27 protein-coding genes and 1 tRNA gene are annotated in these 25,603 nt (G+C 66.2%); 14 read left to right on the top strand and 14 right to left on the bottom strand.

The window, feature by feature from the left end; all coding sequences use genetic code 11:
• Positions 1–23 precede the first annotated feature (23 nt).
• The 4 genes from mlaD (at position 24) to AC07OZ_RS21920 (ending at position 2,673) form a co-directional block, all read left to right on the top strand.
• Positions 24–512, top strand: coding sequence for an outer membrane lipid asymmetry maintenance protein MlaD (mlaD, locus tag AC07OZ_RS21905; RefSeq protein ID WP_495469187.1), 489 nt, complete (start codon positions 24–26; stop codon positions 510–512).
• A complete protein-coding gene (locus AC07OZ_RS21910; protein WP_495469188.1) occupies positions 509–1,585 on the top strand; it encodes an MlaA family lipoprotein in 1,077 nt (358 codons plus the stop codon). The genes mlaD and AC07OZ_RS21910 overlap by 4 nt, the downstream gene beginning before the upstream one ends.
• 124 nt (positions 1,586–1,709) lie before the next feature.
• On the top strand, positions 1,710–2,354 hold the full coding sequence (locus AC07OZ_RS21915; RefSeq protein ID WP_495469189.1) for an MlaC/ttg2D family ABC transporter substrate-binding protein: 645 nt from the start codon (positions 1,710–1,712) through the stop codon (positions 2,352–2,354).
• Between the two features lie 4 nt (positions 2,355–2,358).
• Entirely contained in the window at positions 2,359–2,673 is a 315-nt protein-coding gene (locus tag AC07OZ_RS21920) for an STAS domain-containing protein (protein ID WP_495469190.1), read from the top strand.
• Positions 2,674–2,753: 80 nt separating this feature from the next.
• On the opposite strand, the gene AC07OZ_RS21925 is transcribed toward AC07OZ_RS21920, so the two are convergent.
• Together AC07OZ_RS21925 and zwf are read right to left on the bottom strand one after the other, a co-directional pair.
• Positions 2,754–3,614, bottom strand: a complete 861-nt coding sequence (locus AC07OZ_RS21925) for a MurR/RpiR family transcriptional regulator (protein ID WP_495469191.1) — start codon at positions 3,612–3,614, stop codon at positions 2,754–2,756.
• A gap of 10 nt (positions 3,615–3,624) precedes the next feature.
• On the bottom strand, positions 3,625–5,070 hold the full coding sequence (gene zwf, locus AC07OZ_RS21930; RefSeq protein WP_495469192.1) for a glucose-6-phosphate dehydrogenase: 1,446 nt from the start codon (positions 5,068–5,070) through the stop codon (positions 3,625–3,627).
• Positions 5,071–5,298: 228 nt separating this feature from the next.
• Between zwf and tal the strand changes: the two genes are divergently transcribed.
• Genes tal through AC07OZ_RS21945 form a run of 3 tightly spaced genes read left to right on the top strand, consistent with a single transcriptional unit; the run spans position 5,299 to position 8,535 of the window.
• Positions 5,299–6,249, top strand: a complete 951-nt coding sequence (gene tal / locus AC07OZ_RS21935) for a transaldolase (RefSeq protein ID WP_495469193.1) — start codon at positions 5,299–5,301, stop codon at positions 6,247–6,249.
• Positions 6,246–7,874, top strand: a complete 1,629-nt coding sequence (gene pgi / locus AC07OZ_RS21940) for a glucose-6-phosphate isomerase (RefSeq protein ID WP_495469194.1) — start codon at positions 6,246–6,248, stop codon at positions 7,872–7,874. The genes tal and pgi overlap by 4 nt, the downstream gene beginning before the upstream one ends.
• 40 nt (positions 7,875–7,914) lie before the next feature.
• A complete protein-coding gene (locus AC07OZ_RS21945; RefSeq protein ID WP_495469195.1) occupies positions 7,915–8,535 on the top strand; it encodes an HAD family hydrolase in 621 nt (206 codons plus the stop codon).
• Positions 8,536–8,577: 42 nt separating this feature from the next.
• Here AC07OZ_RS21945 and AC07OZ_RS21950 read toward each other — a convergent pair whose 3' ends face one another.
• From AC07OZ_RS21950 to AC07OZ_RS21985, 8 genes are all read right to left on the bottom strand, one after another.
• Positions 8,578–8,787 carry a DNA gyrase inhibitor YacG gene (locus AC07OZ_RS21950; RefSeq protein ID WP_495469196.1) on the bottom strand — a complete coding sequence of 70 codons (210 nt, stop codon included), beginning with the start codon at positions 8,785–8,787 and terminating at the stop codon, positions 8,578–8,580.
• 53 nt (positions 8,788–8,840) lie between these two features.
• Positions 8,841–9,596: a cell division protein ZapD gene (zapD, locus tag AC07OZ_RS21955; RefSeq protein ID WP_088407952.1), complete on the bottom strand. Its 756-nt coding sequence runs from the start codon at positions 9,594–9,596 to the stop codon at positions 8,841–8,843.
• Between the two features lie 70 nt (positions 9,597–9,666).
• Positions 9,667–10,260, bottom strand: a complete 594-nt coding sequence (coaE, locus tag AC07OZ_RS21960; RefSeq protein ID WP_495469197.1) for a dephospho-CoA kinase — start codon at positions 10,258–10,260, stop codon at positions 9,667–9,669.
• A gap of 18 nt (positions 10,261–10,278) precedes the next feature.
• On the bottom strand, positions 10,279–11,223 hold the full coding sequence (locus AC07OZ_RS21965; protein WP_495469198.1) for a prepilin peptidase: 945 nt from the start codon (positions 11,221–11,223) through the stop codon (positions 10,279–10,281).
• Positions 11,224–12,459 (bottom strand): type II secretion system F family protein, encoded by a 1,236-nt coding sequence (locus AC07OZ_RS21970; protein WP_495469199.1) that lies wholly within the window; start codon positions 12,457–12,459, stop codon positions 11,224–11,226.
• A 125-nt stretch (positions 12,460–12,584) separates the two neighbouring features.
• Entirely contained in the window at positions 12,585–14,318 is a 1,734-nt protein-coding gene (gene pilB, locus AC07OZ_RS21975; protein ID WP_495469200.1) for a type IV-A pilus assembly ATPase PilB, read from the bottom strand.
• A gap of 313 nt (positions 14,319–14,631) precedes the next feature.
• A tRNA-Pro gene (locus AC07OZ_RS21980) sits at positions 14,632–14,708 on the bottom strand.
• Positions 14,709–14,733: 25 nt separating this feature from the next.
• On the bottom strand, positions 14,734–15,663 hold the full coding sequence (locus tag AC07OZ_RS21985) for a polyprenyl synthetase family protein (RefSeq protein WP_495469201.1): 930 nt from the start codon (positions 15,661–15,663) through the stop codon (positions 14,734–14,736).
• Between the two features lie 374 nt (positions 15,664–16,037).
• On the opposite strand from AC07OZ_RS21985, the gene rplU reads away from it, so the two are divergent.
• From rplU to proB, 4 genes are all read left to right on the top strand, one after another.
• Positions 16,038–16,349 carry a 50S ribosomal protein L21 gene (gene rplU, locus AC07OZ_RS21990; protein ID WP_297531896.1) on the top strand — a complete coding sequence of 104 codons (312 nt, stop codon included), beginning with the start codon at positions 16,038–16,040 and terminating at the stop codon, positions 16,347–16,349.
• 37 nt (positions 16,350–16,386) lie between these two features.
• Positions 16,387–16,644 (top strand): 50S ribosomal protein L27, encoded by a 258-nt coding sequence (gene rpmA, locus AC07OZ_RS21995; protein WP_088407914.1) that lies wholly within the window; start codon positions 16,387–16,389, stop codon positions 16,642–16,644.
• Positions 16,645–16,876: 232 nt separating this feature from the next.
• Entirely contained in the window at positions 16,877–18,064 is a 1,188-nt protein-coding gene (gene cgtA, locus AC07OZ_RS22000; RefSeq protein ID WP_495469202.1) for an Obg family GTPase CgtA, read from the top strand.
• A 39-nt stretch (positions 18,065–18,103) separates the two neighbouring features.
• Entirely contained in the window at positions 18,104–19,261 is a 1,158-nt protein-coding gene (proB, locus tag AC07OZ_RS22005) for a glutamate 5-kinase (RefSeq protein WP_495469203.1), read from the top strand.
• Positions 19,262–19,356: 95 nt separating this feature from the next.
• On the opposite strand, the gene AC07OZ_RS22010 is transcribed toward proB, so the two are convergent.
• Complete coding sequence (locus tag AC07OZ_RS22010; protein WP_495469204.1) at positions 19,357–20,052, bottom strand: RNA pyrophosphohydrolase; 696 nt, start codon at positions 20,050–20,052, stop codon at positions 19,357–19,359.
• Positions 20,053–20,188: 136 nt separating this feature from the next.
• Here AC07OZ_RS22010 and AC07OZ_RS22015 point away from each other — a divergent pair, with 136 nt between their 5' ends.
• The 3 genes from AC07OZ_RS22015 (at position 20,189) to AC07OZ_RS22025 (ending at position 23,757) form a co-directional block, all read left to right on the top strand.
• Positions 20,189–21,931 (top strand): proline--tRNA ligase, encoded by a 1,743-nt coding sequence (locus AC07OZ_RS22015; RefSeq protein WP_495469205.1) that lies wholly within the window; start codon positions 20,189–20,191, stop codon positions 21,929–21,931.
• Positions 21,928–23,028, top strand: a complete 1,101-nt coding sequence (locus tag AC07OZ_RS22020) for a DUF418 domain-containing protein (protein WP_495469206.1) — start codon at positions 21,928–21,930, stop codon at positions 23,026–23,028. The genes AC07OZ_RS22015 and AC07OZ_RS22020 overlap by 4 nt, the downstream gene beginning before the upstream one ends.
• A 72-nt stretch (positions 23,029–23,100) precedes the next feature.
• The gene (locus AC07OZ_RS22025; RefSeq protein WP_495469402.1) at positions 23,101–23,757 is read left to right on the top strand and encodes a lytic transglycosylase domain-containing protein; all 657 of its coding nucleotides are present in this window, start codon (positions 23,101–23,103) and stop codon (positions 23,755–23,757) included.
• A 58-nt stretch (positions 23,758–23,815) separates the two neighbouring features.
• Here AC07OZ_RS22025 and AC07OZ_RS22030 read toward each other — a convergent pair whose 3' ends face one another.
• The 3 genes from AC07OZ_RS22030 to AC07OZ_RS22040 form a co-directional block, all read right to left on the bottom strand.
• Positions 23,816–24,409: a UbiX family flavin prenyltransferase gene (locus AC07OZ_RS22030; RefSeq protein WP_495469207.1), complete on the bottom strand. Its 594-nt coding sequence runs from the start codon at positions 24,407–24,409 to the stop codon at positions 23,816–23,818.
• Positions 24,409–24,723 (bottom strand): Grx4 family monothiol glutaredoxin, encoded by a 315-nt coding sequence (gene grxD, locus AC07OZ_RS22035; RefSeq protein ID WP_495469208.1) that lies wholly within the window; start codon positions 24,721–24,723, stop codon positions 24,409–24,411. Before grxD ends, AC07OZ_RS22030 begins: the two co-directional genes overlap by 1 nt.
• A gap of 196 nt (positions 24,724–24,919) precedes the next feature.
• Positions 24,920–25,537 (bottom strand): hypothetical protein, encoded by a 618-nt coding sequence (locus tag AC07OZ_RS22040; RefSeq protein WP_495469209.1) that lies wholly within the window; start codon positions 25,535–25,537, stop codon positions 24,920–24,922.
• Positions 25,538–25,603 lie beyond the last annotated feature (66 nt).

A 25,603-nucleotide genomic window follows, 5' to 3' on the forward strand; every position in this document is an offset into this window, starting at 1 on the left:
AAGAGATATCTCGGAGTTGCCTGATGCAATCCTCTCGTTATGACGCGCTGGTCGGATTTTTCGTGCTGCTGGGCGGCGCAGCCCTGCTGTTCCTGGCCTTGAAGGCCGGCAACCTGCTGTCGCTGAACTTCCAGGACACCTACACCGTGACGGCCAAGTTCGACAACATCGGCGGGTTGAAGCCGGGGGCGGCAGTGAAAAGCGCCGGTGTCGTGGTCGGCCGTGTCGGCACGATCAGCTTCGACGACAAGAGTTTCCAGGCGCGCGTGATCCTCAACATGAACCAGGGCGTGGCGTTCCCCAAGGACAGCTCGGCCAAGATCCTCACGTCCGGCCTGCTGGGTGAGCAATACATCGGCCTCGAGCCGGGTGCGGCAGAAAAGAACCTCGCCACGGGCGACATCATCACGCAGACGCAGTCGGCCGTGGTGCTGGAGAACCTGATCGGCCAGTTCCTCTATAACAAGGCGGCCGACGCGTCCTCGACGCCGGCCTCGGGAGAGAAGCAATGACCACTATCACCAAGGCCGGAACCGCCGGAGCGGTCCGGACTGAACTTACGGCTGCGCTGTTGAGCGCCGCTTTGCTCGGCGCGGTGGCGCCTGCGATGGCACAGCAGGCCGAACGGCCGATCGACCAGCTCGAGACCTTCGCCCTCACTGCGCCGCCCGCCACGCAGGCCGTCGAAGAGCAACTGGCCCCGGAGCATCAGACCGTCGAGTCGAAGTCCGCTGCCGATCAGCGGGACGCCAAGGACGAGGAGACGCAGGACCAGGCGGCTGCCCCCGCGTCCGCGGCCTCTGCGGTGGCACCTGCCCCCGGTGCTTCGTCTGCCGAGCCTGCAGCGGCCGGACAAGCAGGCGCTGCCGCCGCCGCGGCACAGGATGGGTCGGCGCCAGGACCGCGTGTGCGCAATCGCCTCGACCCCTGGGAAGGCTGGAACCGCAAGGTCTTCAATTTCAACGAGAAACTCGACGAGAACCTGCTGCGTCCGGTGGCCACGGCCTACTCGGACCTCGTTCCGCAGCCGGCGCGCCAGGCAGTGGACAACTTCTTCGGCAACTTCTCGGACGCCTGGTCGGCGGTCAACCTGTTCCTGCAGGGGCGCTTCAAGACTGGCGCCACGCAGACGATGCGCGTTGCCGTGAATTCGGTGTTCGGTATCGCCGGCCTGATCGACATCGCCACGCCCGCGGGCCTGGAGAAGACTTCCGAAGACCTGGGGCGGACGCTCGGCTATTGGGGCGTGAAGACCGGCCCGTACATCGTGTGGCCGCTGCTGGGGCCGTCGTCGCTGCGCGATTCGGTGACGTTGCCGGCCAACATCTACTACTCGCCGGCCTATCTGTTCGACGATGGGGAATACAAGTTTGCGATTTCCGCGCTCCAACTGGTCAACACGCGAGCCAATCTGCTGCGAGTGACCGACATGCTGGACGGCATCGCGCTCGACAAGTACACCTTCGTGCGCGATGCCTACTTGCAGCGCCGCAACGTCAAGACGCACAAGGAACAGGAAGAAGAGGACGACTACGAGGTCATCACGCCGGACGAGAAGCCGGTCAACCCGCAGGGCGATCGTTGAACGATCGGTGGGGATCCATTGAGCCGCAACAACCGGTAACGTCCTTGGGGGCGGCCGGTGAACCGGTACCGGACTTGCCACGTTGTGATCCGGTCCGTGTCATGAAGAGAGAGAAAGGACAAGCATGAATGCCACCAAACGACTGCTGCTGGGCGCGATCGTCTCGATCGCGGCGCTGAGCCCGCTGGCCTCCTTCGCCGCCGACAACTCGTCGCCGGATCAGTTGATCCGCGACCTGTCGATCGAGACGCTGGATGCCGTCAAGGGCGACAAGGCCATCCAGGGCGGCGACGTCAACAAGATCATGCAGCTGGTGGACAGCAAGGTGATGCCGCATGTGGACTTCCAGCGCATCACCGCGACGGCGGTGGGCCGGTTCTGGCGCCAGGCGACGCCGGAGCAGAAGCAGCGCCTGCAGGACGAGTTCAAGACATTGCTGGTGCGCACGTATGCAGGCGCGCTGACGCAAGTCAAGGACCAGACGATCGCGATGAAGCCGACGCGTGCGGCGCCCGAAGACAAGGAAGTCATCGTGCGCACCGAGATCCGCGGCAAGGGCGATCCGATCCAGCTGGACTATCGCCTGGAGAAGCTGGACGCCGGTTGGAAGATCTATGACGTGAACGTTCTTGGCATCTGGCTGGCGGATCAGTACAAGAACAGCTTCGCGCAAGAGATCAACGCCAAGGGCATTGACGGCCTGATCAAGTCGCTGGCCGAGCGCAACGCGCGTCCCGCGACCGCCGCCTCGGGCGCGAAGAAGGGCTGACGCGATGCTGAAGCTGCCGTCGCGGCTGCGCCTGGAGAACGCGCCTGAGGAATGGGTGCGGCTCGAGAGCGCGCTGCGCGCCGAGTTGGCGCAGGTGGGCAACGCCGCCGGACGCAGTGTCAGTCTTGATGCGAGCGGGCTCAACGACTTCGATTCCGCGGCGTTGAGTTTGCTGCTCAGCGCGCTGCGCTTGTGCGGACAAGATGGCTGGCAGCTGACGCTTCAGCAGGCGCCGCGCGAGTTGCGTGAATTGGCACGCCTGTACGCGCTCGAGCACCTGTTCTGGACCGATGTGCAGGCGCCCGCCGAGATGGCGTGACCCCCCAGCGATCACAATGACGACGGGCCGCAGATGCGGCCCGTTTGCTTTTCAGCCTCGCGCGAAGCGAGGGACGCACGTCACTGCGCGTATCGTTTCGTGCGGAGGTTGCGCTTGATCTCCTGCAACATCGGGCGGAGGTTCTCGCCCAGCCGCAGGGCGACGCCGGTGGTCAGTACGTCCACGACGATCAGATGCAGCAGGCGCGACACCATCGGGCTGTAGCGGTCGTAGTCCTCCGGATGATCGACGGCCAGCAGCACCTGCCCGGGCAACTGTCCCATCTGGGCCAGCGGCGACCCGCTGGCGGTGATGATGATCGTCGTCGCGCCCTTCTTGCGGGCGATCTCGGCGGCATCCATCAGGTCGCGGCTGCGTCCCGAGTTGGAGATGATCACCGCGCAGTCGCCCGCGCCCAGCATCGTGGCGCTCATCAACTGCACGTGGCCGTCGCTGCAGGCGAAGGTGTTGGCGCCAAGCCGGAAGAACTTGTGCTGCGCATCCTGCGCCACGATACCGGAGTTGCCGACGCCGTAGAACTCGATGCGCTGGCGCTGGCGGGCCGTTTCGGACAGGGCGACGATGGCGCGCTCGAAGGCATGGCTGGCGGCGTCGTTGCGGTAATGGAGGAGTGCTGCCACCGCGTTGTCGACCACCTTCACGATCAGGTCGCCAGGCTTGTCGTCCTCGTCCACCGCGCGGTGCACGAAGGGCACGCCCTCGTTGACACTGCCGGCGAGCTTCAGCTTGAAGTCGGCGAGACCGTCGTAGCCGACGCTGCGGCAGAAGCGCACCACCGTCGGCTTGCTGACATGGGAACGGTCGGCGAGCTCGCTGACCGGCAGGCTCGCGAACGAGCGCGGATCCGCCAGCAGCAGCTTGGCGACGCGCTGTTCAGCGGGTGGCAGCGCGGGCAGCGCGGCCTTGACTCGTTCGAGCATGCTCATCGCGTCAGCATTCCTCGATCCAGGAGTGGCCATCACGGGCCACCAGGGCGCTCGAGGCGGGAGGGCCCCAGCTGCCGGCGACGTAGGTGCGTGGGCCGGTACTGTCCTGCTTCCAGAAGTTCAGGATCGGCTCGACCCAACGCCAGGCTTGCTCCTGCTCGTCGCTGCGCACGAACAGGTTGAGGCGTCCGGCGATCGCGTCCAGCAGCAGCCGCTCGTACGCGCCGACGCGCGTGTGCGCGAAGGCCTTGTCGAAGTCCAGGTCGAGCGAGACCGGGCTCAAGGCCTCGGTGCTGGAGCCGCCCTTGTTGGCCATCAACTGCAGCTCCAGGCCGTCCTCGGGCTGCAATTTGATGATCAACCGATTGGGACAACTGCTGCCCGGGAAGATCGGATGCGGCACCGGGCGGAAGTTGATGACGATCTGCGCGTCACGAGCGGCGAGGCGCTTGCCGGTGCGCAGATAGAAGGGAACGCCCGCCCATCGCCAGTTCTGGATCTCGGTCTTCAGTGCGACGAAGGTCTCGGTGTGGCTGTCCGGCGGGATCTTGCCCTCGTCCAGATAACCCGGCACCGGCTTGCCCTCCGCGTTGCCGGCGCGGTACTGTCCGCGCACCACGTCGCGCGCGACGCTTTCCGCCGTGAACGGCTTCAGCGCACGCAGCACCTTCAGCTTCTCGTCGCGGATGGCATCCGCATCGTTGCTCGACGGCGCCTCCATCGCGATCATCGTCAGCAGCTGCAGCGCATGGTTCTGGATCATGTCGCGCAGCGCGCCGGTGCCGTCGTAGAACGGCCCGCGGGTGCCGACGCCCAAGCCTTCAGCCAACGTGATCTGGATGTTGGCGATGCTCTCGCGGCGCCACAGCGGCTCGAACAGGGCATTGCCGAAGCGCAATGCCATCAGGTTCTGCACCGAAGGCTTGCCCAGGTAATGGTCGATGCGGAAGGCCTGCGTCTCGGAGAACACCGAGCGCACGACGCGATTGATCTCCTGCGCGCTGGCCAGGTCGTGCCCCAGCGGCTTCTCCAGCACCACGCGCACGTTCGCGCCGTTCAGGCCCGCCGCGCCGAGCTGCTGGCAGATCTGCGTGAACAGGTGGGGGCTCGTGGCCAGGTAGAAAACGACGGTATCGGCATTGCGCTCGCCGAGCCATTCCTTCAGCCGCGCATAGTGATCGGGCTGGGACAGGTCCATGCGGCGGTAATGGACCAGCTCGGAGAAGCGGGCGAACTCCTCGTCGTTGGGGCGCTTGCCGGCCTCGACTTCCTGGAAACGCTCCTTGAGCCATTCGCGGTAGCGCTCATCGGACTGCTCGTCGCGGGCGACGGCCAGGATGCGGCCGCCTTCGGGCAGCTTGCCGTGGCGGAACGCCTGGAAGAGCGCGGGCATCAGCTTGCGCCAGGTCAGGTCACCGGTGCCACCAAAGAAGACGAGGTCGAAGGACATGAGCGCGGCGCCCGCGTCGGGGCGTAAGAGTTGTTGGCGATGTCTTGATGTAACGAAGTTACCGGAATTATGATGCCCCAGTTTCTTGGGCCGGTCAACGTGCGCGGTGCCGCCGAAGGCAGGCATCGCAAGCAGTTCTAATACGGGTTTCTCCGTCGGCGTCGAGAGGCAAAGCCCATGCCTTCGACGCGTCCCGTCCGTTCTCGACCGCCCCAGGCGCCCACGCTCATGAACCAGCTCGAACAACTCAAGGCCTTCACCACCGTCGTCGCCGACACCGGCAATTTCAAGCAGTTGGCGCAGTTCACTCCGCGCGATGCCACGACGAATCCGTCGCTGATCCTGAAGGCGGTCCAGTCGCCGGACTATGCCCATCTGCTGGAGGACACCGTCGCCGCCAGCAAGACGGACGCGCTGGACCTGATCGTGGACAAGGTGCTGGTGGCCTTCGGCCTGGAGATCCTGAAGGTCGTGCCGGGCCGCGTGTCGACCGAGGTCGACGCCCGCCTGAGCTTCGACACCGTGGCCACGCTGGCGCGTGCGCGCCGGCTGATCCAGATGTACGAGGATGCCGGCATCGGCCGCGATCGTGTGCTGATCAAGGTCGCGTCGACGTGGGAAGGCATCCAGGCCGCGCGCGAACTGGAGCTCGAAGGCATCCACACCAACCTGACGCTGCTGTTCTCTTTCTGCCAGGCGGTGGCCTGCGGCGAGAACGGCATCCAGCTGATCTCGCCCTTCGTCGGCCGCATCTACGACTGGTACAAGAAGGCCGCCGGCCCGAACTGGGACGAGGCTGCCAATGCCGGCGTCAACGACCCCGGCGTGAAGTCGGTGGCTGCCATCTACAACTACTTCAAGAGGCACGGCATCCAGACCGAAGTGATGGGCGCGAGCTTCCGCAACATCGGCCAGATCCAGGCGCTCGCCGGTTGCGACCTGCTGACGATCAGCCCCGACCTGCTCGCCCAACTGCAGGGTAGCGAAGCCCCGCTGGCGCGCGCGCTCGACGCGGACGCCGCCAAGGCCCAGGACTTGCCCAAGGTCTCCTTCAACGAGGCGGCCTTCCGCTTCGCCCTCAACCAGGACGCCATGGCCACCGAGAAGCTGGCCGAAGGCATCCGCCTGTTTGCCGTCGATGCCGGCAAGCTGGACCAGATGATCGAAAGCCTGCGATGACCGAGTTCCCGCGTTGCGACCGCAGCCCGACCTGGGCGGCCTTGCACACTCATTTCCAGCAATCCGGACGCACGTTCGACGTGCGCCAGGCTTTTGCGACGGACGAGGGGCGCTTCGCGGCCTGGTCGCTGCAGGCGCCGGAGGTGTTTGCGGACCTGTCGAAGAACCGCATCGACGCCCGCACGCTGGAACTGCTGCTGACGCTGGCCCGGGACGTGCAGCTGGAGTCGCAGCGCGAGGCGCTGTTCAAGGGTGATCCCATCAACGCGACCGAGGGCCGCGCCGTGTTGCACACGGCGCTCCGCGCGCCTGCAGGACAGGGGCCGCACTCGGACGAGGTGCAGACCTCGCTCTCGCGCATGCTGGCCTTCGCCGATGCGGTCCGCGATCAGGCCAGGAGCGGCATCACCGACGTCGTCCACATCGGCATCGGTGGCTCGGACCTGGGGCCCGCGATGGTCGTGCAGGCGCTGCAGTCGTATGTCCCGGCCGGATTGACACTGCATTTCGTGTCGAACGTCGACGGGCATGACCTGGCCCCGGTGCTGCGCGGGTTGGACCCGAAGACGACACAGTTCATCGTGGCGTCCAAGACCTTCACGACGCAAGAGACCTTGGCCAACGCCATGGCCGCGAAGGCCTGGTTCCTGCAGAGCGGCGGGACCGACATCGCGAAGCACTTTGCCGCCACCACCAGCAACGCGAAGGCGGCGGCCGAGTTCGGCATCGATACCACCTTCGGCTTCTGGGATTGGGTCGGTGGGCGTTACTCGCTGTGGTCGGTGATCGGGCTGCCGATCGCGATCGCGGTGGGCTCGTCCCACTTCCGCGCGCTGCTGGCCGGCGCACATGCGATGGACCAGCATTTCCGCAGTGCGCCGCTGCACAGGAACCTGCCTGTGCTGCTCGGCCTGCTGGACGTCTGGTATCGCAACTTCCACGGCTTCACGAGCCGCTCCGTCGCGCCGTATCACCAGGGCTTGCGCCGGCTGCCGGCCTATCTGCAGCAGCTGGAGATGGAAAGCAACGGGAAGGGTGTCGATCGCGCCGGCGATCCGCTGAGTTTCGCGACGAGCCCGGTGGTCTGGGGCGAGGCGGGCACCAACGGCCAGCATGCCTATTTCCAGATGCTGCACCAGGGCACCGACGTGATCCCGGTCGAGTTCATCGCCGTGAAGACGCCGAACTTCGGCGCCCATGTCGGCGGCGAATTGCTGGACAAGTTCCAGGACCAGCATGTGAAGCTGCTCGCGAACTGCCTCGCGCAGTCTCAGGCGCTGATGCAGGGCAAGACCGCCGAGGCCGCCCGTGCGGAGAAGGCCCCGACGGCGTCGCAAGACCTGGATCCGGACGTGCTGGCACGGCATCGGAGCTTCACCGGCAACCGCCCGAGCACGACACTGCTGCTGGACGCGCTGACGCCGTCATCGCTCGGCGCATTGATCGCGCTGTACGAGCATCGCGTGTTCGTCAGCGGCGCCGTGTGGAACATCAACAGCTTCGACCAGTGGGGCGTGGAGCTGGGCAAGGCGCTGTGCAGCAGCCTGCTGCCGCGCCTGACCAGCGGCGATGCGACGGGCCTGGACGCATCCACCGCCGGACTGCTTGCCAAGGTGCGCGCCTGAGCGCATCTCCCCGATTCCCACGCAGTAGAGAACGAATCAGATGAAGATCGTGTTCGATTTCGGCGCGGTGCTGTTCCGCTGGCACCCGCCGAGTTTTCTGGCCCGTGTCTGGGCCCACCGTGTTGCCGACGAAGTCGAGGGCGCCGCCATCGCCAGGGACTTCTTCCAGGCCTACAGCGGCGACTGGGGCGCGTTCGACCAGGGTCTGGCCGATGCGCCGACGACCGCCGATCGCATCCATGCGCGCACCGGCTGGTCACGCGAGGACATCGTCGCCGTGATGGATGCCGTGCCGTCGGAACTCAAGCTCATCGAAGGCACCGCGGCGCTGATCCACGACCTGAAAGCACAGGGGCACACGCTGTATTTCCTCTCCAACATGCCGGAACCGTATGCCGACTACCTCGAGCAGAGCTTCCCGCTGAAGGAGTGGTTCGTGTCGGGCGTGTTCTCGGGGCGTGTGAAGCAGTCGAAGCCGTCACGCGAGATCTTCGACCTCGCGCTCGAACAGTTCGACGCCAGGCCCGAAGAGGTGCTGTTCCTCGACGACCATCCGGCCAACATCGCGGCCGCGAAGGAACTCGGCTGGCACACCCACCTGTTCACGACGCCGGAACTGGCGCGTGAAGACCTGGTGCGCCGGGAACTGCTTCCGGCCTGAAGGACTTTGGTGGGCGCGGGCGCAGCCTGCGCTGGCAGCGGCCTATTTCGAGGCGTCGTCTTCGTCGATCGTCGTCGGCGGAGCGGCCACGCGGAACGACTCGTCGGACCAGTGGCCCAGATCGATCTGGCGGCAGCGCTCGCTGCAGAACGGGCGCCAGATGTTGCTGGGTGCGAACAGGCTGTCACCGCCGCAGGTGGGGCAGGGGACGATGCGGGGCGCCGGCGTGGCGGGAATGAATTTCTCGGGCATGACGGATTCGGAACGGCGAAGCGCGCCTGGCGTCTAGCGCCCGGCGCATCGGGTCAGGAACACAGGGTCAGTTCGAAGGTGGCGTCCACGGGCGCCGGTTTCAAGCGGCCATCCTCGTCCTGGCGCATCAACCGGATCGAGACCATCAGACGGTGGCCGCTGATCTCCGGGATCAGTCCCAGGCTCGGGTCGATGCGCATGCGCAGCATGTGGAAGCTGCGCCCCGGCGGCAGGCTCTGCTGGTACTGGCCCCCGTGGGCCGCCACCTTGTGCGGGGAGCCGCTGTCGCGCAGCAGGCCCAGCAGCACGTTCAACGCCTCGGCCAATGGCATCAGCGTCTGTGCCCACTGCATCAGGTCGTTGCGGCGGCGAACCGGCAGCAGTTGCTGCCACGCGTAGTAGGCGGGCAGATCGAACTCGCAGGTGCCACCCGGGATCGAGATCCGGCTTCGGATACTCATCAACCACTCGTTGGTCGTGAGCGCGTGCCCGGCCTTGCCCGGCAACTGGTTGAGCTTGTCGAAGGCGGCATCGATGCGCCCGACCACCTCGTCCAGCACGGCTTCAGACACCGCCGGATTGCCGCGGTAGCTGTTGAATTGCGTGCGGTGGCGCTCCAGCTCCTTGAGCAGGTCAGCCTTGAGGTCGGCGCGCGAGGCGACGTCCATCACCTCGAAGATGGTGGCCAACGCGAAGTGGTGATCCATCGCGGTGTCGCGCGCCATCAGCTGACCGAGCCGATCGAACAGGTGTTCGAGTCTGAGCATCGTGCGGATGCTCTCGTTGAACGGGTATTCGTAGAGGACCAAGTCGACATCCCTTTGCGGCAAGTGACCATTGTTCCACAGTGTCACAGCGCCCCCCGATCGGGAGAAGGGGTCAGAGCACGTGGCTCGCCAGCAGCAGGCGGACTTCTTCTTTCAGCGCCTCAAGCGTGAGGCCGTCGTTGTGGATCACCGCATCCGCAGCGGCGCGGCGTTGAGCGCGCGTCGCCTGTTGCGCCAGGATGGCCCGCACCGCCGAGTCGCTCAGGCCCGATCGGGCGATGACACGGGCGGCCTGGGTCTCTTCCCGGCAGTCGACGACCAGCACCCGGTCGACCAGACGCCGCCAGCGAGACGATTCGACAAGCAGTGGCACGTCGAACACGACCCGTTGCCCCGGGGCCGCGAGCGCCGCCTGCCGCACCGTTTCCGCGCCGATCATCGGGTGCAGGATAGCTTCGAGCGCACGCTTGGCTTCCGGGTCGCGGAAGGCCAGTTCCCGCATCGCGGCGCGATCGAGCGCGCCATCAGTCGCGATGAAGGCCGGACCGAACCGCGTCGCGATCGCCGGGATTGCGCCGCCACCGGGCAAGGTGAGTACGCGGGAGATTGCGTCGGTGTCGATCAACAGCGCGCCGCTCAGCTCGACGAGTGCCGACGCGACGGTGCTCTTGCCGCTGCCGATGCCGCCGGTGAGGCCGATGCGCACGAATGGCTCCGAGGAGAGTCAGACGGGCTGAAGTCCCAGCCAGACCGCCACCTTGGCGGTCCCGATGAGCAGCACCGCGAGTCCGCCGCCGGCGAGGAAAGGGCCGAATGGAACATATCGGCCCTCTCGCAGTCCGCCCCGGAGCTTCAGTCCGATGCCGACCACGGCACCGATCAACGAAGCGAACAGCGCCACCGGTAGCACCATCTGCCAGCCAAGCCATACCCCCAGGGCTGCCAGCAGCTTGAAGTCGCCATAGCCCATGCCTTCCTTGCCGGTGGCCAGCTTGAATACCCAATAGATGGACCACAGCGAGAGGTAGCCTGCGAGCGCGCCGATCAACGCATCGGTCAGCGAGACCGGGATCCATCCCGCGTACGCGGCAATCAGGCCGGCCCAGAGCAGGGGCTGGTTGATGCTGTCGGGCAGCAGCGTGGTGTCCCAGTCGATGCCGGCCAGCGCGATCAGCGCTGCGGCGAAGGCGCAATACAACAGGCTCGCCGGCTGGGCGCCGACGCGCCAGGCGATGCCCGCGAACAGGGCACCCGTGAGCAGTTCGATGAACGGATAACGCGCCGAGATTGGAGCCTTGCAGGAAGCGCACTTCCCGCCCAGCCGCAACCACCCGAGCAACGGCAGGTTTTCATGCCAGCGCAACTGGTGGCCGCAGTGTGGGCAGCGCGATGCCGGACGGACCAGCGAGAACGCCGGCTGGCGATCGAGCGATTCGCGCAAGGGCCCAGCGGCGGCGGCCAGATGATGAGCCGCCGCTTCGTCGAGCCCGGCGTGGGTTCGCAGATCGCTTTCGAGCGCCAGTTGATCGGCGCAATCGGACAACCACTCGCGGTGCAGCATCACCGGCAACCGGTAGATGACGACGTTGAGGAAGCTGCCGACACACAGGCCGATGAGGCCGAGAAACGCGGGCGACAGCAACGCGTCCAGCAGAGCCGGGTCCAGCACTTACACCACCGCGCCCAGCTTGAAGATCGGCAGGTACATCGAGATCACGATGCCGCCGATCAACGTGCCCAGGAACACGATGATGATGGGCTCCATCAGGCTGGACAGCGCCTTGACGGCTTCATCCACCTCTTCTTCATAGAAATCGGCGGCCTTGCCCAGCATGTGGTCCAACGAGCCGGACTCCTCGCCGATCGACGACATCTGCAACACCATGATCGGGAAGATGCCGGTGGTCTGCATCGACGTCGTCAGCGAGGCGCCGGTCGACACGTCGCGCTGGATCTTTTCCGTCGCCTCGGAGAAAACGGCATTGCCGGATGCGCCGCCCACCGAGTCCAGCGCTTCCACGAGCGGCACGCCCGCGGCGAACATCGTCGCGAGCGTGCGCGTCCAGCGCGCGACCGCGGACTTGTAGAGCAGCTGTCCGAACACCGGAACCTTCAGCAGCAGCCTGTCCATGAACTTCTGCATCTTCTCGGAGCGCTTCCAGCTCTGGAAGAAGAAGTACAGGCCGCCGCCGATGACACCGAAGATCAGCCACCAGTACGCGACGAAGATTTCTGACATGGCCATCACGAACAGCGTCGGGGCGGGCAGATCGGCGCCGAAGGACTTGAACACGTCCTTGAAGGCCGGGATCACGAAGATCATGATCACCGCCGTCACCACGAAGGCCACGATCATCACCGCGATCGGGTAAGTCAGGGCCGACTTGATCTTGCCCTTCAGCGCGACGGTCTTTTCCTGGTAGATCGCCAGACGGTCCAGCAGTGCTTCCAGGATACCGCCCTGCTCGCCGGCCTCGACCAGGTTGCAATACAGCGCGTCGAAGTAGAGCGGGTGCTTGCGGAACGCGGCCGACAACGAGGTGCCGGTCTCGACATCCTGACGGATGTCGGTGAGCAATTTGGTCAGGCGGGGGTTCGGACTGCCGCGTGCGACGATGTCGAACGATTGAAGCAGCGGGACGCCGGCGCGCATCATGGTCGCGAGCTGGCGCGTGAAGACGGAGATGTCCTTCTGCTTGATGGACTTGCCGCCGGAGCTGCGCCGTTTCTTGATCTTGCTGACCAGGATGCCCTGGCGCCGCAACGATGCGCTGATGACGGCTTCGCCGCCGGCCCGCATCTCCCCGCGAACGATCTTGCCGTTGCGGTCCTTGCCTTCCCATTCGAAGACGTATTCCTTGATGCCCTTGGCCGCGCGCTTGGCGCCTGCGGTGGTCGTCGCCATATCACCTCCTGCCGTCGCGCCAGACGAGTGGCGCTCCCAATCTTTGACTCGTTCGATCGATCCTGGTGACCTGACGCCAGACGCGCGAACGCGGCGCCCGAGGACGCCGCGTCATGCTCCCGATGTCATTCGTTGGTGGCCGCCAGCACCTCTTCCAGTGTCGTGACGCCCGCCCGGACCTTGACCAGCCCGGACTGCCGCAGATCCCGCACACCATCCGCGCGGGCCTGATGGGCGATGTCCACGGCCGTTCCCTCGGACAGGATGATCCGCTGGATCGGCTCCGTGATGGGCATCACTTGGTAAAGGCCGACCCGTCCACGATAACCATTGTTGCAATTCGAGCAGCCGACGGCCCGATAAGGCTTCCAGCTGCCGTCAAGATCTGATTCGATGAAGCCGGCGCGCAGCAGCGCCTCGCGCGGATATTCGGCCGGTGCCTTGCAGTTCTCGCACAACCGGCGTGCCAGGCGTTGCGCGGTGATCAGCAGCACGCTCGAAGCGATGTTGAAAGGCGCGACGCCCATGTTCAGCAAGCGGGTCAGCGTCGTCGGCGCGTCGTTGGTGTGCAACGTCGACATCACCATGTGGCCGGTCTGTGCCGCCTTGATGGCGATGTCTGCCGTCTCCAGATCCCGGATTTCGCCGACCATGATGATGTCGGGATCCTGGCGCAGGAAGGCCTTGAGCGCGGCCGAGAACGTCAGGCCCGCCTTGTCGTTGACGTTGACCTGATTGATGCCCGGCAGGTTGATTTCCGCCGGATCCTCGACGGTCGAGATGTTGGTGCCCGGCACGTTCAGGATATTGAGGCAGGTGTAGAGCGACACCGTCTTGCCCGAGCCCGTCGGTCCCGTGACCAGGATCATCCCGTAAGGACGCTGGATGCAATGGAGCAGCCGTTCCTTCTCGATCTTCTCGTAGCCCAGGGCCTCGATGCCGAGCTTGGCCGAAGACGGGTCCAGGATCCGGATCACGATCTTCTCGCCGAACAGCGTCGGCAGCGTCGAGACCCGGAAGTCAATCGCCTTGGAGCCGAACTTCAGCTTCATCCGGCCGTCCTGGGGGACGCGTCGTTCGGAAATGTCCATCCGCGAGATCACCTTGATCCGCGACGAGAGCTTGTCCTTGATGGCGATCGGCGGCTGCGTGATCTCGCGCAGTTCGCCGTCGACCCGGAACCGGACCCGGTAGTGGTACTCGAAGGGCTCGAAGTGCAGGTCCGACGCCCGCATGTTGATGGCGTCCACCAGCATCTTCTGCAGGAAGCGCACGACGGGCGCATCCTCGACGTCGGTGATTTCCTGCGTTTCCTCCGGCGGCGGCGCGTCATCCTCGGCGATGTCGAAGTCGAAGTCCTCGCCGGAGATCGCTTCCAGCGCCTCGGCCGTCGACGCGGCAGCGATGCCCAGCAGCTTCGCGAGCTTGTCGTGCTCGACGATGATCCATTCGGGCGTCAGCTGCGTGGCGAACTTGATGCGCTCGACGACTTCCTGCTCGGTCGGATCTGCCCCGCCGATGAACAGCCGGTTGCCTCGTCGCGCCAGCACCACGACCTGGTACTGCGCTGCCAGCTTCGCGTCGATGATGTTCTGCGGAAGCTTGTGCCCGTCGATCGCGTTCAGGTCCAGCAGCGGCAAGGCGAGCGCGTGCGACAGCGTGTGCGCCAGGTCCGTCGGAGAGACGGTGCCCGACGCCATCACCGCATTGACGAAGCTGGTCTTCTTCTCCCGGGCGAGCTTGACCAGGTCCTCGGCGGCCTGCGGTTTGAGCTTGCCGGCGTGCACGAGCACGCGGGCAACGCCTGACAGGGCGGACTGAGGGGGTTCGGCCAGTGTGGTGTCCACGGATATCGCCATCGTGTAGGGTCTTGCCGGATGCCGGCGCAAGCGCCGGAGCAGCCCCTCACTTTACCCCCATGAACAGAGGGCTGGCGGCAGGGGCTGTCCTGGCTTTCACTGAAGTCAGACGCTTCGTGCGATTTCGGCCTTGGTCACTGGAAATTGAGCGCGAAATGTGCGAGACGCCCCGAATGCCCCCCGAGTGCCCTTGTCCAGAGCGCAAGGCCTGACCCTCCGGCTCGCCTGCGCGACGAGGTGTCTCGCAGGGTGCCGTTCTGGCGCGCAAAGAAAAACGCCGCGAACCTTGCGATTCGCGGCGTCATCGATGTCCTGGTCGGGGTGAGAGGATTCGAACCTCCGGCCTCTACGTCCCGAACGTAGCGCTCTACCAGGCTAAGCTACACCCCGTTTTGGTCACTCGATCAAGAGACTTTCAAGAACTTCTCTCCACCGACTGAGCCGCAAATTCTAGCAGGCTTTCTTTCCACTTGGAAAGAGGTAGCGCGGACAAATGTTGTCTGGCCTGTGCGACTTCCGCGCGGGCGGCCTCGCGTGTCGCCTCCAGTGCGCCAGTGCGGCGCACGATCGCGACGATGTCCTGAAGGCGCTCGACTTCTCCGTGCTCGATGGCGTGCCGGATCAGCGCGCGGTCACTGTCGGTGCCGCGCTCCATGGCGATCAGCAATGGCAGCGTCGGCTTGCCCTCACGCAGATCGTCGCCGACGTTCTTGCCCAGCGATTCGCTGGTGCCTTCGTAATCCAGCGTGTCGTCGATCAGCTGGAAGGCCGTGCCCAGTGCGCGGCCGTAGCCGGCGCAGGCCTCCTCCAGTGCGGGCGGGGCATCGGCCAGCACCGCGCCGAGGCGCGCGCTGGCCTCGAACAGTTTGGCGGTCTTGTAGCGGATGACGCGCAGGTAGCTGTCCACGGCGACGTCCGGGTCGTGCATGTTCATCAACTGCAGGACTTCGCCTTCGGCGATCACGTTGGTCGCGTCCGCCAGCACTTCCAGCACGCGCATCCGGTTCACCGACACCATCATCTGGAAGGCGCGCGAATACAGGAAGTCGCCGACCAGCACGCTGGCCGCGTTGCCGAACAGGGCGTTGGCGGTCTGCTTGCCGCGCCGCAGTGCGGACTCGTCGACGACGTCGTCGTGCAGCAGGGTGGCGGTGTGGATGAACTCCACGACCGCCGCGAGTTCCCGGCTGGCGGGGGAGTCGGCGTCCAGTGCGTTGGCGAACATCAGCACCAGCTTGGGCCGCATCCGCTTGCCGCCCGCGTGGATGATGTATGCGGAGATCTGGTTGATCAGGGCGACGTCCGAGCGAAGCCGCTGCGCGATCACGGCGTCGACTTCATTCATCTGCGCATTCAGCGCCTCGAGGACCTCGGCAACTGGGGTAGAGGCAATGGGCTGCACTCTGGACTCACTGTGAGGGGAAGCGCGGATTATAGGAAGGAGCGCACGCAGGTCCGTCCGCGTCGTCCGCGCCTTCGCACGGGCGCGTCGCCATCGCCTCCGGATCCGGTCCGGACGCGTGCCCGAATCCCCGCGCGTTTTGCGGCCGCCACCACGGAAAGCCGATGGCTGCGGGCTTTGCGGCGACTCAGGGTTTGCATCAGTGCCAAGGGTTGTGCTACATTCTCGGGCTCCGCATCTTTGTGCGGTGTTTTTTCTTGGGCGGTCGACGGGTGCTTCTGGCGCCCGGCGCGTCGCTCTCATGTGAAAGGGCTGATATGTACGCGGTCATAAAAACCGGCGGCAAGCAATACAAGGTTGCTGCTGGCGAAAAGATCAAGGTAGAACAGATTGCTGCGGACGTTGGCCAAGAGATCGTGATTGACCAGGTGCTGGCTGTCGGAAACGGCGCGGACCTGAAGATCGGGACTCCCTTGGTTGCGGGTGCAAGCGTCAAGGCCACCGTGGTGGCGCATGGCAAGCACGACAAGGTGCGCATCTTCAAGCTGCGTCGTCGCAAGCACTACAAGAAGAGCCAAGGCCATCGCCAGACGTTCACCGAGCTGGAAATCAGCGCGGTCAACGGCTGATTCCTGACTCTCTCGTAATCTGATCAAGGAGTAATCCATGGCACAGAAAAAGGGCGGCGGCTCAACACGAAATGGCCGCGACTCGAAGCCGAAGATGCTTGGCGTCAAGGTGTACGGCGGCCAGACCATCTCGGCTGGTTCGATCATCGTCCGTCAACGCGGCACGAAGTTCCACGCTGGTACCAACGTGGGCATGGGCAAGGACCACACGCTGTTCGCGCTGATCGACGGCACGGTGTCCTTCACCGTCAAGGGCGAAAACAGCCGCTCCACGGTCGTCGTCACGGCGATCTGAGCGACTTGATGTCCTGACGCCGCGACGCGGGAGACCTGGTCTCCCGTGTTCGGCGGACCCAGAGCCCCGGCTTCGTCCGGGGCTTTGTTCTTTCTCGGGGCCCGATCCTGTCGGGTGCCGCGCCGACCGTGAGTCCGGCGAAACCTGACTCGCACCGATTCAAAGCATGGCCTCGCGCGGGAGCGTGGGGGCGTGAATTACGATAGCCCCGCTCCGGGACTGAAGGCCATCCATGAAGTTCGTTGACGAAGCCACCATCGATATCGCCGCCGGCAACGGCGGGGCGGGCTGCGCCAGCTTCCGGCGCGAGAAGTTCATTCCCTTCGGCGGCCCGGATGGGGGCGACGGCGGCAAGGGCGGCAGCGTCTTCGCGATGGCCGACCGCAACCTCAACACGCTGATCGACTACCGCTACGCGCGCCGCCACGAGGCCCGCAACGGGGAAGCGGGCCGCGGCTCGGACCAGTTCGGTGCCGCCGCCGACGACATCACGCTGAAGGTGCCGGTCGGCACCATCGTCCGCGACCTCGAGACCGACGAAATCATCGCCGAGCTGCTCGAGCCCGATGTGCCCGTGCTGCTGGCCAAGGGCGGCGACGGCGGCTTCGGCAACCTGCATTTCAAGACCTCGACGAACCGCGCGCCGCGTCAGAAGACGCCCGGCTGGCCCGGCGAGATCAAGAAGATCAAGATGGAACTGCGCGTGCTGGCCGACGTGGGCCTGCTCGGTCAACCCAACGCCGGCAAATCGACGCTGATCGCCGCCGTGTCCAACGCGCGTCCGAAGATCGCCGACTACCCGTTCACGACGCTGTACCCCAACCTGGGCGTGGTGCGCGTGGGGCCGGAGAAGAGCTTCGTCATCGCCGACATCCCCGGCCTGATCGAGGGCGCCGCCGAAGGCGCCGGCCTCGGCCACCAGTTCCTGCGCCACCTGCAACGCACGCGCGTGCTGCTGCACGTGGTCGACCTGGCGCCGTTCAATCCGGACGTCGATCCGGTCGCCGAGGCCAAGGCCATCGTCAAGGAACTGAAGAAGTACGACGAGGCGCTTTTCGAGAAGCCGCGCTGGCTGGTGCTGAACAAGCTGGACATGGTGCCGGCGGAAGAGCGCGCCGCCCGCGTGAAGGACTTCGTCAAGCGCTACAAGTGGAAGGGCCCGGTGTTCGAGATCTCCGCGCTGACGCGCGAGGGTTGCGAGCCGCTGATCCGCGCCATCTACGACCATGTGGCGGCAATCCAGTCGCCGCCGGTGGAGGATCCGGACGCGCGCTTCGACGCGCCGACGATCGATCCGCCGAAGGCCTTCCAGGAGACGCGCAAGACGCGCGCCACGAAGGCCAAGGCGATCAAGGCGGCGAAAGCCGAGAAGGCGGAAAAGCCGCCAGAGCGCGATCCGCGCTTCGATCCGCAGCCCTGACTTCCGACTGTCCCCTGTCGACTCCCTGATCCTTCGCGCATGAGCAACGGCAATCTGACTGGCAACCTCAACGGTGAACTGACGGGTGTCCTGAAGGACGCACGACGCATCGTCGTGAAGGTCGGATCGAGCCTGGTGACCAATGAAGGTCGTGGCGTTGATGCGGAGGCCATCGGCAACTGGTGCCGCCAGCTCGCGGATCTGGCGCGCGAGGGACGCGAGGTCGTGATGGTGTCCAGCGGCGCGATTGCCGAGGGGATGAAGCGTCTGGGCTGGGCGAGCCGTCCGAAGGAACTGCACGAGCTGCAGGCTGCCGCAGCCGTCGGCCAGATGGGCCTGGCGCAGATGTACGAGACCAAGCTGCGCGAGCAGGGCCTGACGAGCGCGCAGGTCCTGTTGACGCACGCGGACCTGGCCGACCGCGAGCGCTACCTGAATGCGCGCTCCACACTGCTGGCGCTGCTGCAACACCGAGTGGTGCCGGTGATCAACGAGAACGACACCGTCGTCAACGACGAGATCAAGTTCGGCGACAACGACACGCTGGGCGCGCTGGTCGCGAACCTGGTCGAGGCCGACGCGCTGGTGATCCTCACGGACCAGAAGGGCCTGTACTCGGCCGACCCGCGCAAGGACCCGAACGCGCGCTTCATCGATCGCGCGACGGCGGGCCGGCCCGAGCTTGAGGAAATGGCCGGCGGCGCGGGGACCAGCATCGGGCGCGGCGGCATGATCACGAAGATCCTGGCCGCAAAGCGCGCGGCCAGCAGCGGAGCCAACACCGTGATCGCCTGGGGGCGCGAGCCCGATGTGCTGCTGCGTCTGGCCGCCGGCGAGGCGATCGGCACGGCGCTGATGGCATCGACCGCGAAGCTCGCGGCGCGCAAGCAGTGGATGGTCGATCATCTGCAGCTGCGCGGAAAGGTCGTCGTCGACGCGGGCGCGGCGATCAAGCTGCGGGAAGAGGGCAAGAGCCTGCTGCCGATTGGCGTGCAGGAGGTATCGGGCGAGTTCCACCGCGGCGACGTCATCGCGATCGTCGACCTCGCCGGGAAGGAACTTGCGCGCGGCCTGACCAACTACGGCAGCGCCGAGGCCCGGCTGATCGCGCGCAAGCCGTCGTTCGACATCGAGCGGGTGCTGGGCTACGCCGCCGAGCCGGAACTGATCCACCGCGACAACCTCGTGCTGCGCTGACACCGCCTGAACGCGGTCCGAAACGCACGCATCAATGACAAAGGCGCCCGAGGGCGCCTTTGTCATGTCCACAGCGAAGGCACTGTGGATCGTCTTCAGTCCTTCGCCGGCTCCACAGGGCCACCATGGCCGGTCGCAGGCGGCGCGACGTCGCGGCTGTCGGTCGCGGCATGCGCTGCGCCGTCGTGCTCATGGGGCCGATGCTCGAAGCGCTCATGCCGATGGTGGTCCGGATCACCATGATCGCCCTGTCCGCCATGACGGTCGCCGCGCGGCGGCGGCCGCATGCCGGCGCGCAGGTAGCGATTGTGGTGATTCAGGCGCGGCAGGAAGCGCGCAAGCTCCGTCAACGCCATCTGATACACGCCGCGCTTGAACTCGATCACGGCCTCCAGCGGCACCCAGTATTCGTTCCAACGCCAGGCATCGAACTCGGGGTGGTCGGTGGCGCGCAGGTTCATGTCGCTGTCGCGACCCATCATCTGCAGCAGGAACCAGATCTGTTTCTGCCCGCGGTAATGTCCGCGCGCGTCGCGCCGGATGAAGTGGTCGGGGACTTCGTAACGGAGCCAGTCCCGCGTGCGCGCGATGATGCGCACGTGGTCCGCAGTGAGGCCAACTTCCTCATGCAGCTCTCTGAACATCGCCTGCTCGGGCGTCTCTCCATGCTTGATGCCCCCTTGGGGGAACTGCCAAGAATGGGTGCGTATGCGCTTGCCCCAGAACACCTCGTTCTTGTGGTTGAGCAGGATGATGCCGACGTTGGGCCGGAAGCCTTCACGGTCGAGCATAATCAACCTTCAAATCATTCGTTGGATTGATTATTGCACCGGGGCTGCGGCCCGGCGCGATCATCGCTAACCCTCGGTGATGCACGGTTTTTTCCGCGGCGGCCCGGCTGACCGCGGACTTTTATTTTCTGCGCCCATGAAAGCCTCCCAGTTCTTCATCTCCACGCTCAAGGAAGCGCCCGCCGATGCGGAAATCGTCAGCCACAAACTGATGATGCGGGCCGGCATGATCAAGCGCCTGGGCGCCGGCATCTACAACTACATGCCGATGGGCCTGCGGGTGATCCGCAAGGTCGAGAACATCATCCGCGGCGAGATGAACCGCGCCGGCGCGGTCGAACTGCTGATGCCGGTCGTGCAGCCGGCCGAGCTGTGGCAGGAGACGGGTCGCTTCGACAAGATGGGCCCGGAGTTGCTGCGCGTGAAGGACCGCCACGGGCGCGACTTCATCATCCAGCCGACGTCCGAGGAAGTCATCACCGACATCGCGCGCCAGGAACTGCGCAGCTACAAGCAGCTGCCGAAGAATTTCTATCACATCCAGACGAAGTTCCGCGACGAGCGCCGCCCCCGGTTCGGGATCATGCGCGGGCGCGAGTTCACGATGAAGGACGCGTACTCGTTCGACCGTGACAAGGACGCGGCCGGCCGCAGCTACGACGCGATGTACACGGCCTACGGCCGGATCTTCGACCGGCTGGGCCTGCAGTACCGCGCCGTGGCGGCGGACACCGGCGCGATCGGCGGCGACCGCTCGCATGAGTTCCAGGTCATCGCCGAGACCGGCGAAGACGCGATCATCTACTGCCCGACCAGCGACTACGCGGCCAACATCGAGCTGGCCGAGGCGCTGTCGCTGATCGCCACGCGAGGCGCGGCGACGCAGCCCCTGGCGAAGACGCCGACGCCCGGCAAGGCCACCTGCGCCGACGTCGCCGAACTGCTGGGGTTGCCGCTGTCGCAGACGGTGAAGTCGCTGGTGCTGGCAACCGACGAGCTCGACGACGAGGGCAACATCGTCAAGTCGCAGGTCTGGCTGCTGCTGGTCCGTGGCGACCACGACCTGAACGAGGTGAAGGTCGGCAAGCTCGAAGGCCTGAAGGGCGGCTTCCGCTTCGCGACCGCCGCCGAGATCGACACCCACTTCGGCTGCAAGCCCGGCTACCTGGGTCCGATCGGCCTGAAGCAGCCGCTGAAGATCATCGCCGACCGGACTGTCGCCCACATGGCGGACTTCGTCTGCGGCGCCAACGAGGCCGACTTCCACTTCACCGGCGCGAACTGGGGCCGCGACCTGCCCGAGCCCGACCTGGTCGCCGACATCCGCAACGTCGTCGAAGGCGATCCCTCGCCGGACGGCAAGGGCGTGCTGGCCATCCAGCGCGGCATCGAAGTCGGCCATGTCTTCTATCTCGGCACCAAGTATTCGGCCGCGATGAATGCGAGCTACCTCGACGAGAACGGCAAGCCGCAGCTGATGGAGATGGGCTGCTACGGCATCGGCGTGACCCGCATCCTGGGTGCGGCGATCGAGCAGAACCATGATGAGCGCGGCATCGTCTGGCCCGACGCGATCGCGCCTTTCACCGTGGTGGTCTGCCCGATCGGCATGGACCGCAACGAGGACGTGAAGGCCGCGGCGACGAAGCTGCACGAAGAGCTGCTCGACCTGGGCATCGACGTGCTGCTGGACGACCGCGGCGAGCGTCCCGGCGCGATGTTCGCCGACTGGGAACTGGTCGGCGTGCCGCACCGCGTGGTGATCTCCGACCGCGGCCTCAAGGAAGGTCAGGTCGAGTACCAGGGCCGTCGCGATGCCGCCGCCACCAAGCTGGCGCTGGCTGACGTCGTCACCCATCTGAAGCAACGACTCGCGTGAGTCCGGCCCGTCCGCCGCAGCGAGTCGCGGCGGTGGACGCGCTGCGCGCGCTCGCGCTGTTCCCGGTGATCGCGGTCAACTGGGTCGGCTATCCGGCCTTGCCGGATGCGGGGCCGCTCAGCCCGCCGTCGCCCGCCGACGGCCTGGTCTCCCAGGTCGTCTCCTGGTTCCTGCACGCGCTCATCGCGGGCAAGGGCATTGCGCTGCTCGCCTTCCTGTTCGGCTACAGCCAGGGCCTGTCCCAGTCGCGCGGCGACGAGGCCTTGGGCAAGCGCCGGCGACGCCTGGCCAAGATGCTCACGCTGGGCCTGCTGCATGGCACGTTGCTCTACATGGGCGACATCCTGACCCTCTACGCGGTCTCCGGCTCGGTGCTGGCGATCTGGGCCGGGCATTCGATGGCGATGCTGAAGGTCCGGCTGCGGGTGCTGATCGCTCTGGAACTCGTGGTGATCGCGCTGACTGTCGTGATGGCGAGCATGCCGCTGTCGGGCGAGCCATCGATGTCGCTGTCGGTGCCGGCGTCTTGGGGTGATTGGACGCTGCGCAACGCGGGGCACTTCGTCGCGTCGACGATCGCCTTCGCCACGCTGGGGCTGCCGACGCCACTGCTGCTGATGACCGCCGGGCTGATGGCGGCCCGGTTGCGCCTGTTCTCCCACCCGCGTTGGGAGCCCGCGCTGCGGCGCTGGTCCCGCCGCTGGCTGTGGCCGGCGGTCGCGACGAACATCGCGTTCGCCACGCTGCTCTGGCCTGGCCTGCGTGACGGCGATCCCTACGTCACGAGCCGCTACGCGATCTTCTATCTCTATCCGACGATGTTGCTGCTGAGCGCCGCGGTGCCCGCGCTGGTCCTGCGGATGCGCAGCGATCCGCGATTGCTGGGCGCGCTCGCGCCGCTGGGGCGGCACACGCTCACCCTGTATCTCTTCAGCTCGGTCCTGAGCTTTGCGCTGTTCAGCGGCGCTGGCCTGGCCTGGCAGCCGGGCACGTTGGTGGCGACCGGACTGGCGCTGGCCTACTGGGTCGGTGGCCTGTTGCTCGCCCGGGTGCGCGGTCCGCGACCTTTGCCGCTGGAACGTTGGCTCTCCCGCTGACGGCGGCGACTCGCGCCGTTATGCTGCCGCGCCGCGCCTCCGCGCTTGTCGATCGAATTCCGACTCTCCCTGATCTCCGCCGCTCCCGTGACTGACTCTGGCTTCAAGACGATCACTCCCACCTCGCGCCGCGCGTTGCTGCTCGCCGGCGCCGCCGCCTGCCTGCCGCGGCCGGCGTTCGCCGGCGCCCAGGTGGAGGAGCCGCTGGCCGATGCGGTCCGCTCCGCAATGTCGGCCGCGATCGCCTCGGATGCGCCGCCCAAGCCGCATTTCGAGTCGATCGAACCCCGCCTGGTTTACCTGCGCTGGCTGGGCGAAATGAGCGAGCGAATGAAGCGCAAGAAGAGCGAGACCCAGACGCGGATCGAATTCCTCGAGACCCTCTGGTACGAGAGTGCCCGCGCGGGTCTCGAGACCGCGCTGGTGCTGGGGCTCGTGCAGGTGGAGAGCGGCTTCAAGAAGTATGCGATCAGCGTCGCGGGCGCGCGCGGCTACATGCAGGTGATGCCGTTCTGGATGCGCTCGATCGGTGACGGACAGGTGTCCCGGCTGTTCCACATGCAGACCAACCTGCGCTTCGGCTGCGTGATCCTGCGGCACTACCTCGACCGCGAGAAGGGTGACCTCTTCCTCGCGCTGGGCCGCTACAACGGCAGCCGCGGGCGCGCGGAATATCCGAACCTGGTCATGGGCGCTCGCAAGGCCTGGTTGATGCCTGGTCAGACCTGACGCCGAGTCAGGTCGCTTCCCCGGATCGGGGCGGGCCAAGCGGCATCAAAGCCCTGATTCAGGACTGTGGCCGCAGCCCTAGCCACGCCTGCGGCGTCGCGCCGGGCAGTTGGGCCAGTTCGAGTACGCGCTCGACCGTCTCCGCGACCATCTCGTCGATCGACTTCGGCTTCAGGTACAGCGCCGGCAATGGCGGGAAGATGATGCCGCCCATCTCGGTCACCGCAGTCATGTTGCGCAAGTGAGCGAGGTTGAACGGTGTCTCCCGGACCATCAGGATCAACCGGCGGCGCTCTTTGAGCGTCACGTCGGCGGCACGCGTCATGAGGTTGTCCGACAGCCCGTGAGCGACGGCGGCCAGCGTGCGCATCGAGCAGGGCGCGATCACCATCGCGGCCGTCGGGAAACTGCCGCTGGCGACGCAGGCGCCGACATCACCGGGCGCGTAGGCGAAGTCCGCCTCACGCTCGAGCGCGTCGCGCGCGAGGCCCAGTTCATGGTGGGCGTTCAGCACGCCCGCGGGGCTGAGGACCAGATGGGTCTCAGCCCCGATCGTGCGGGCCCGTCGCAGCAGTTGCAGCCCGTAGGCGGCGCCCGTCGCGCCGGTGATGCCGACGATCAGGCGCGGCCGCGGCGCCGCTGCGGCGGTCATCAGGCCTTGGCCAGCAGCTGCTGCAGCTCGCCGCTCTCGTACATCTCCATCATGATGTCGGAGCCGCCGACGAACTCGCCGTCGATGTAGAGCTGCGGGATCGTGGGCCAGTTGGCGTAGTCCTTGATGCCCTGACGGACGCCTTCGTCCTCGAGCACGTTGAAGGTCTTCAGCTCGGCGGCGCCGCTGGCCTTCAGGATCTGGATCGCGCGGCCGGAGAAGCCGCACATCGGGAACTGGGCCGTCCCCTTCATGAAGAGCACGATGCGGTTGCTCTTGACCAGGTCGTCGATGCGTTGTTGAACGTCGCTCATGGCGGAGATCCTCTAAAGCTGATGCGGGATGGCGTATGCATTGCGCGGCAGGATCCGTTCCGGGCCCACGGGGCGCAGGCCGGACGCGCTGCCGCGCGATCGGAGGATTATCAAGCAGCGCGCAAGCCCGCGCTGGGCAGGGCTCAAGTGACTCGAGCGCCAGCGCCTGGCGGCGATGCCCGGTGAGCGGGAAGGATCAGAAGCTGTAGCTGACGCCGAACTGGACGACCGGCTTGTAGCGCAGGTCCTGCGACAACTCGGCCTGCGGGGCGCTGTTGCCCAGGCGCAGGCTCGAAGCGCCGCCGCCCACCACGCCGACGTCGGCGCTGAAGCCCCAGCCGCCGCGCAGCGAATAGCTGGTGTAGCCGACGCCCACGTAGGACAGCGACAGGTTGGGCTCACGGTCGGGACCGGTGAGCAGGCTGAGGCTGCGGCGACCGGCCGACAGCGACGGCGAGACCGCCGCGCCCTGGCCCAGCGCCACGCCGGAGCTGCTCTGCAGCAGCGACATCGGGCCGAGCATCAGACCGCCGGTGGCCCGCAGGCCGCCACGGGTGCCCGCGCCCAGACCGGATCCGGTGAGGTAGTAGTCCGCCAGCAGGTTCGCGCTCAGCAGGCGGCTGCCGTTGCGGGCGTCGAAGGAGAGGCCGTCGCCGTCCTGGGCCTGGCTCAACTGCAGCCGGCCCTGCCAGCTGGTGAATGCCTTGCGGTCCGGTTTCAGTTGCAGGCCCTGCTGGGCCCATGCGGCGCCGGCCATGCAGACACTGCCGGCCAGGACCACGGCAAGGCGCAGGAGCAAGGGGGCGGCGCTCATGACAGGTCTCCCAGACTGACGACAAACCCGTTTCAAGATGGATCAAAACGGGCACCAAGTCAGACC

The sequence above is a fragment of the Roseateles sp. GW821-FHT09G03 genome (genome assembly GCF_059416045.1).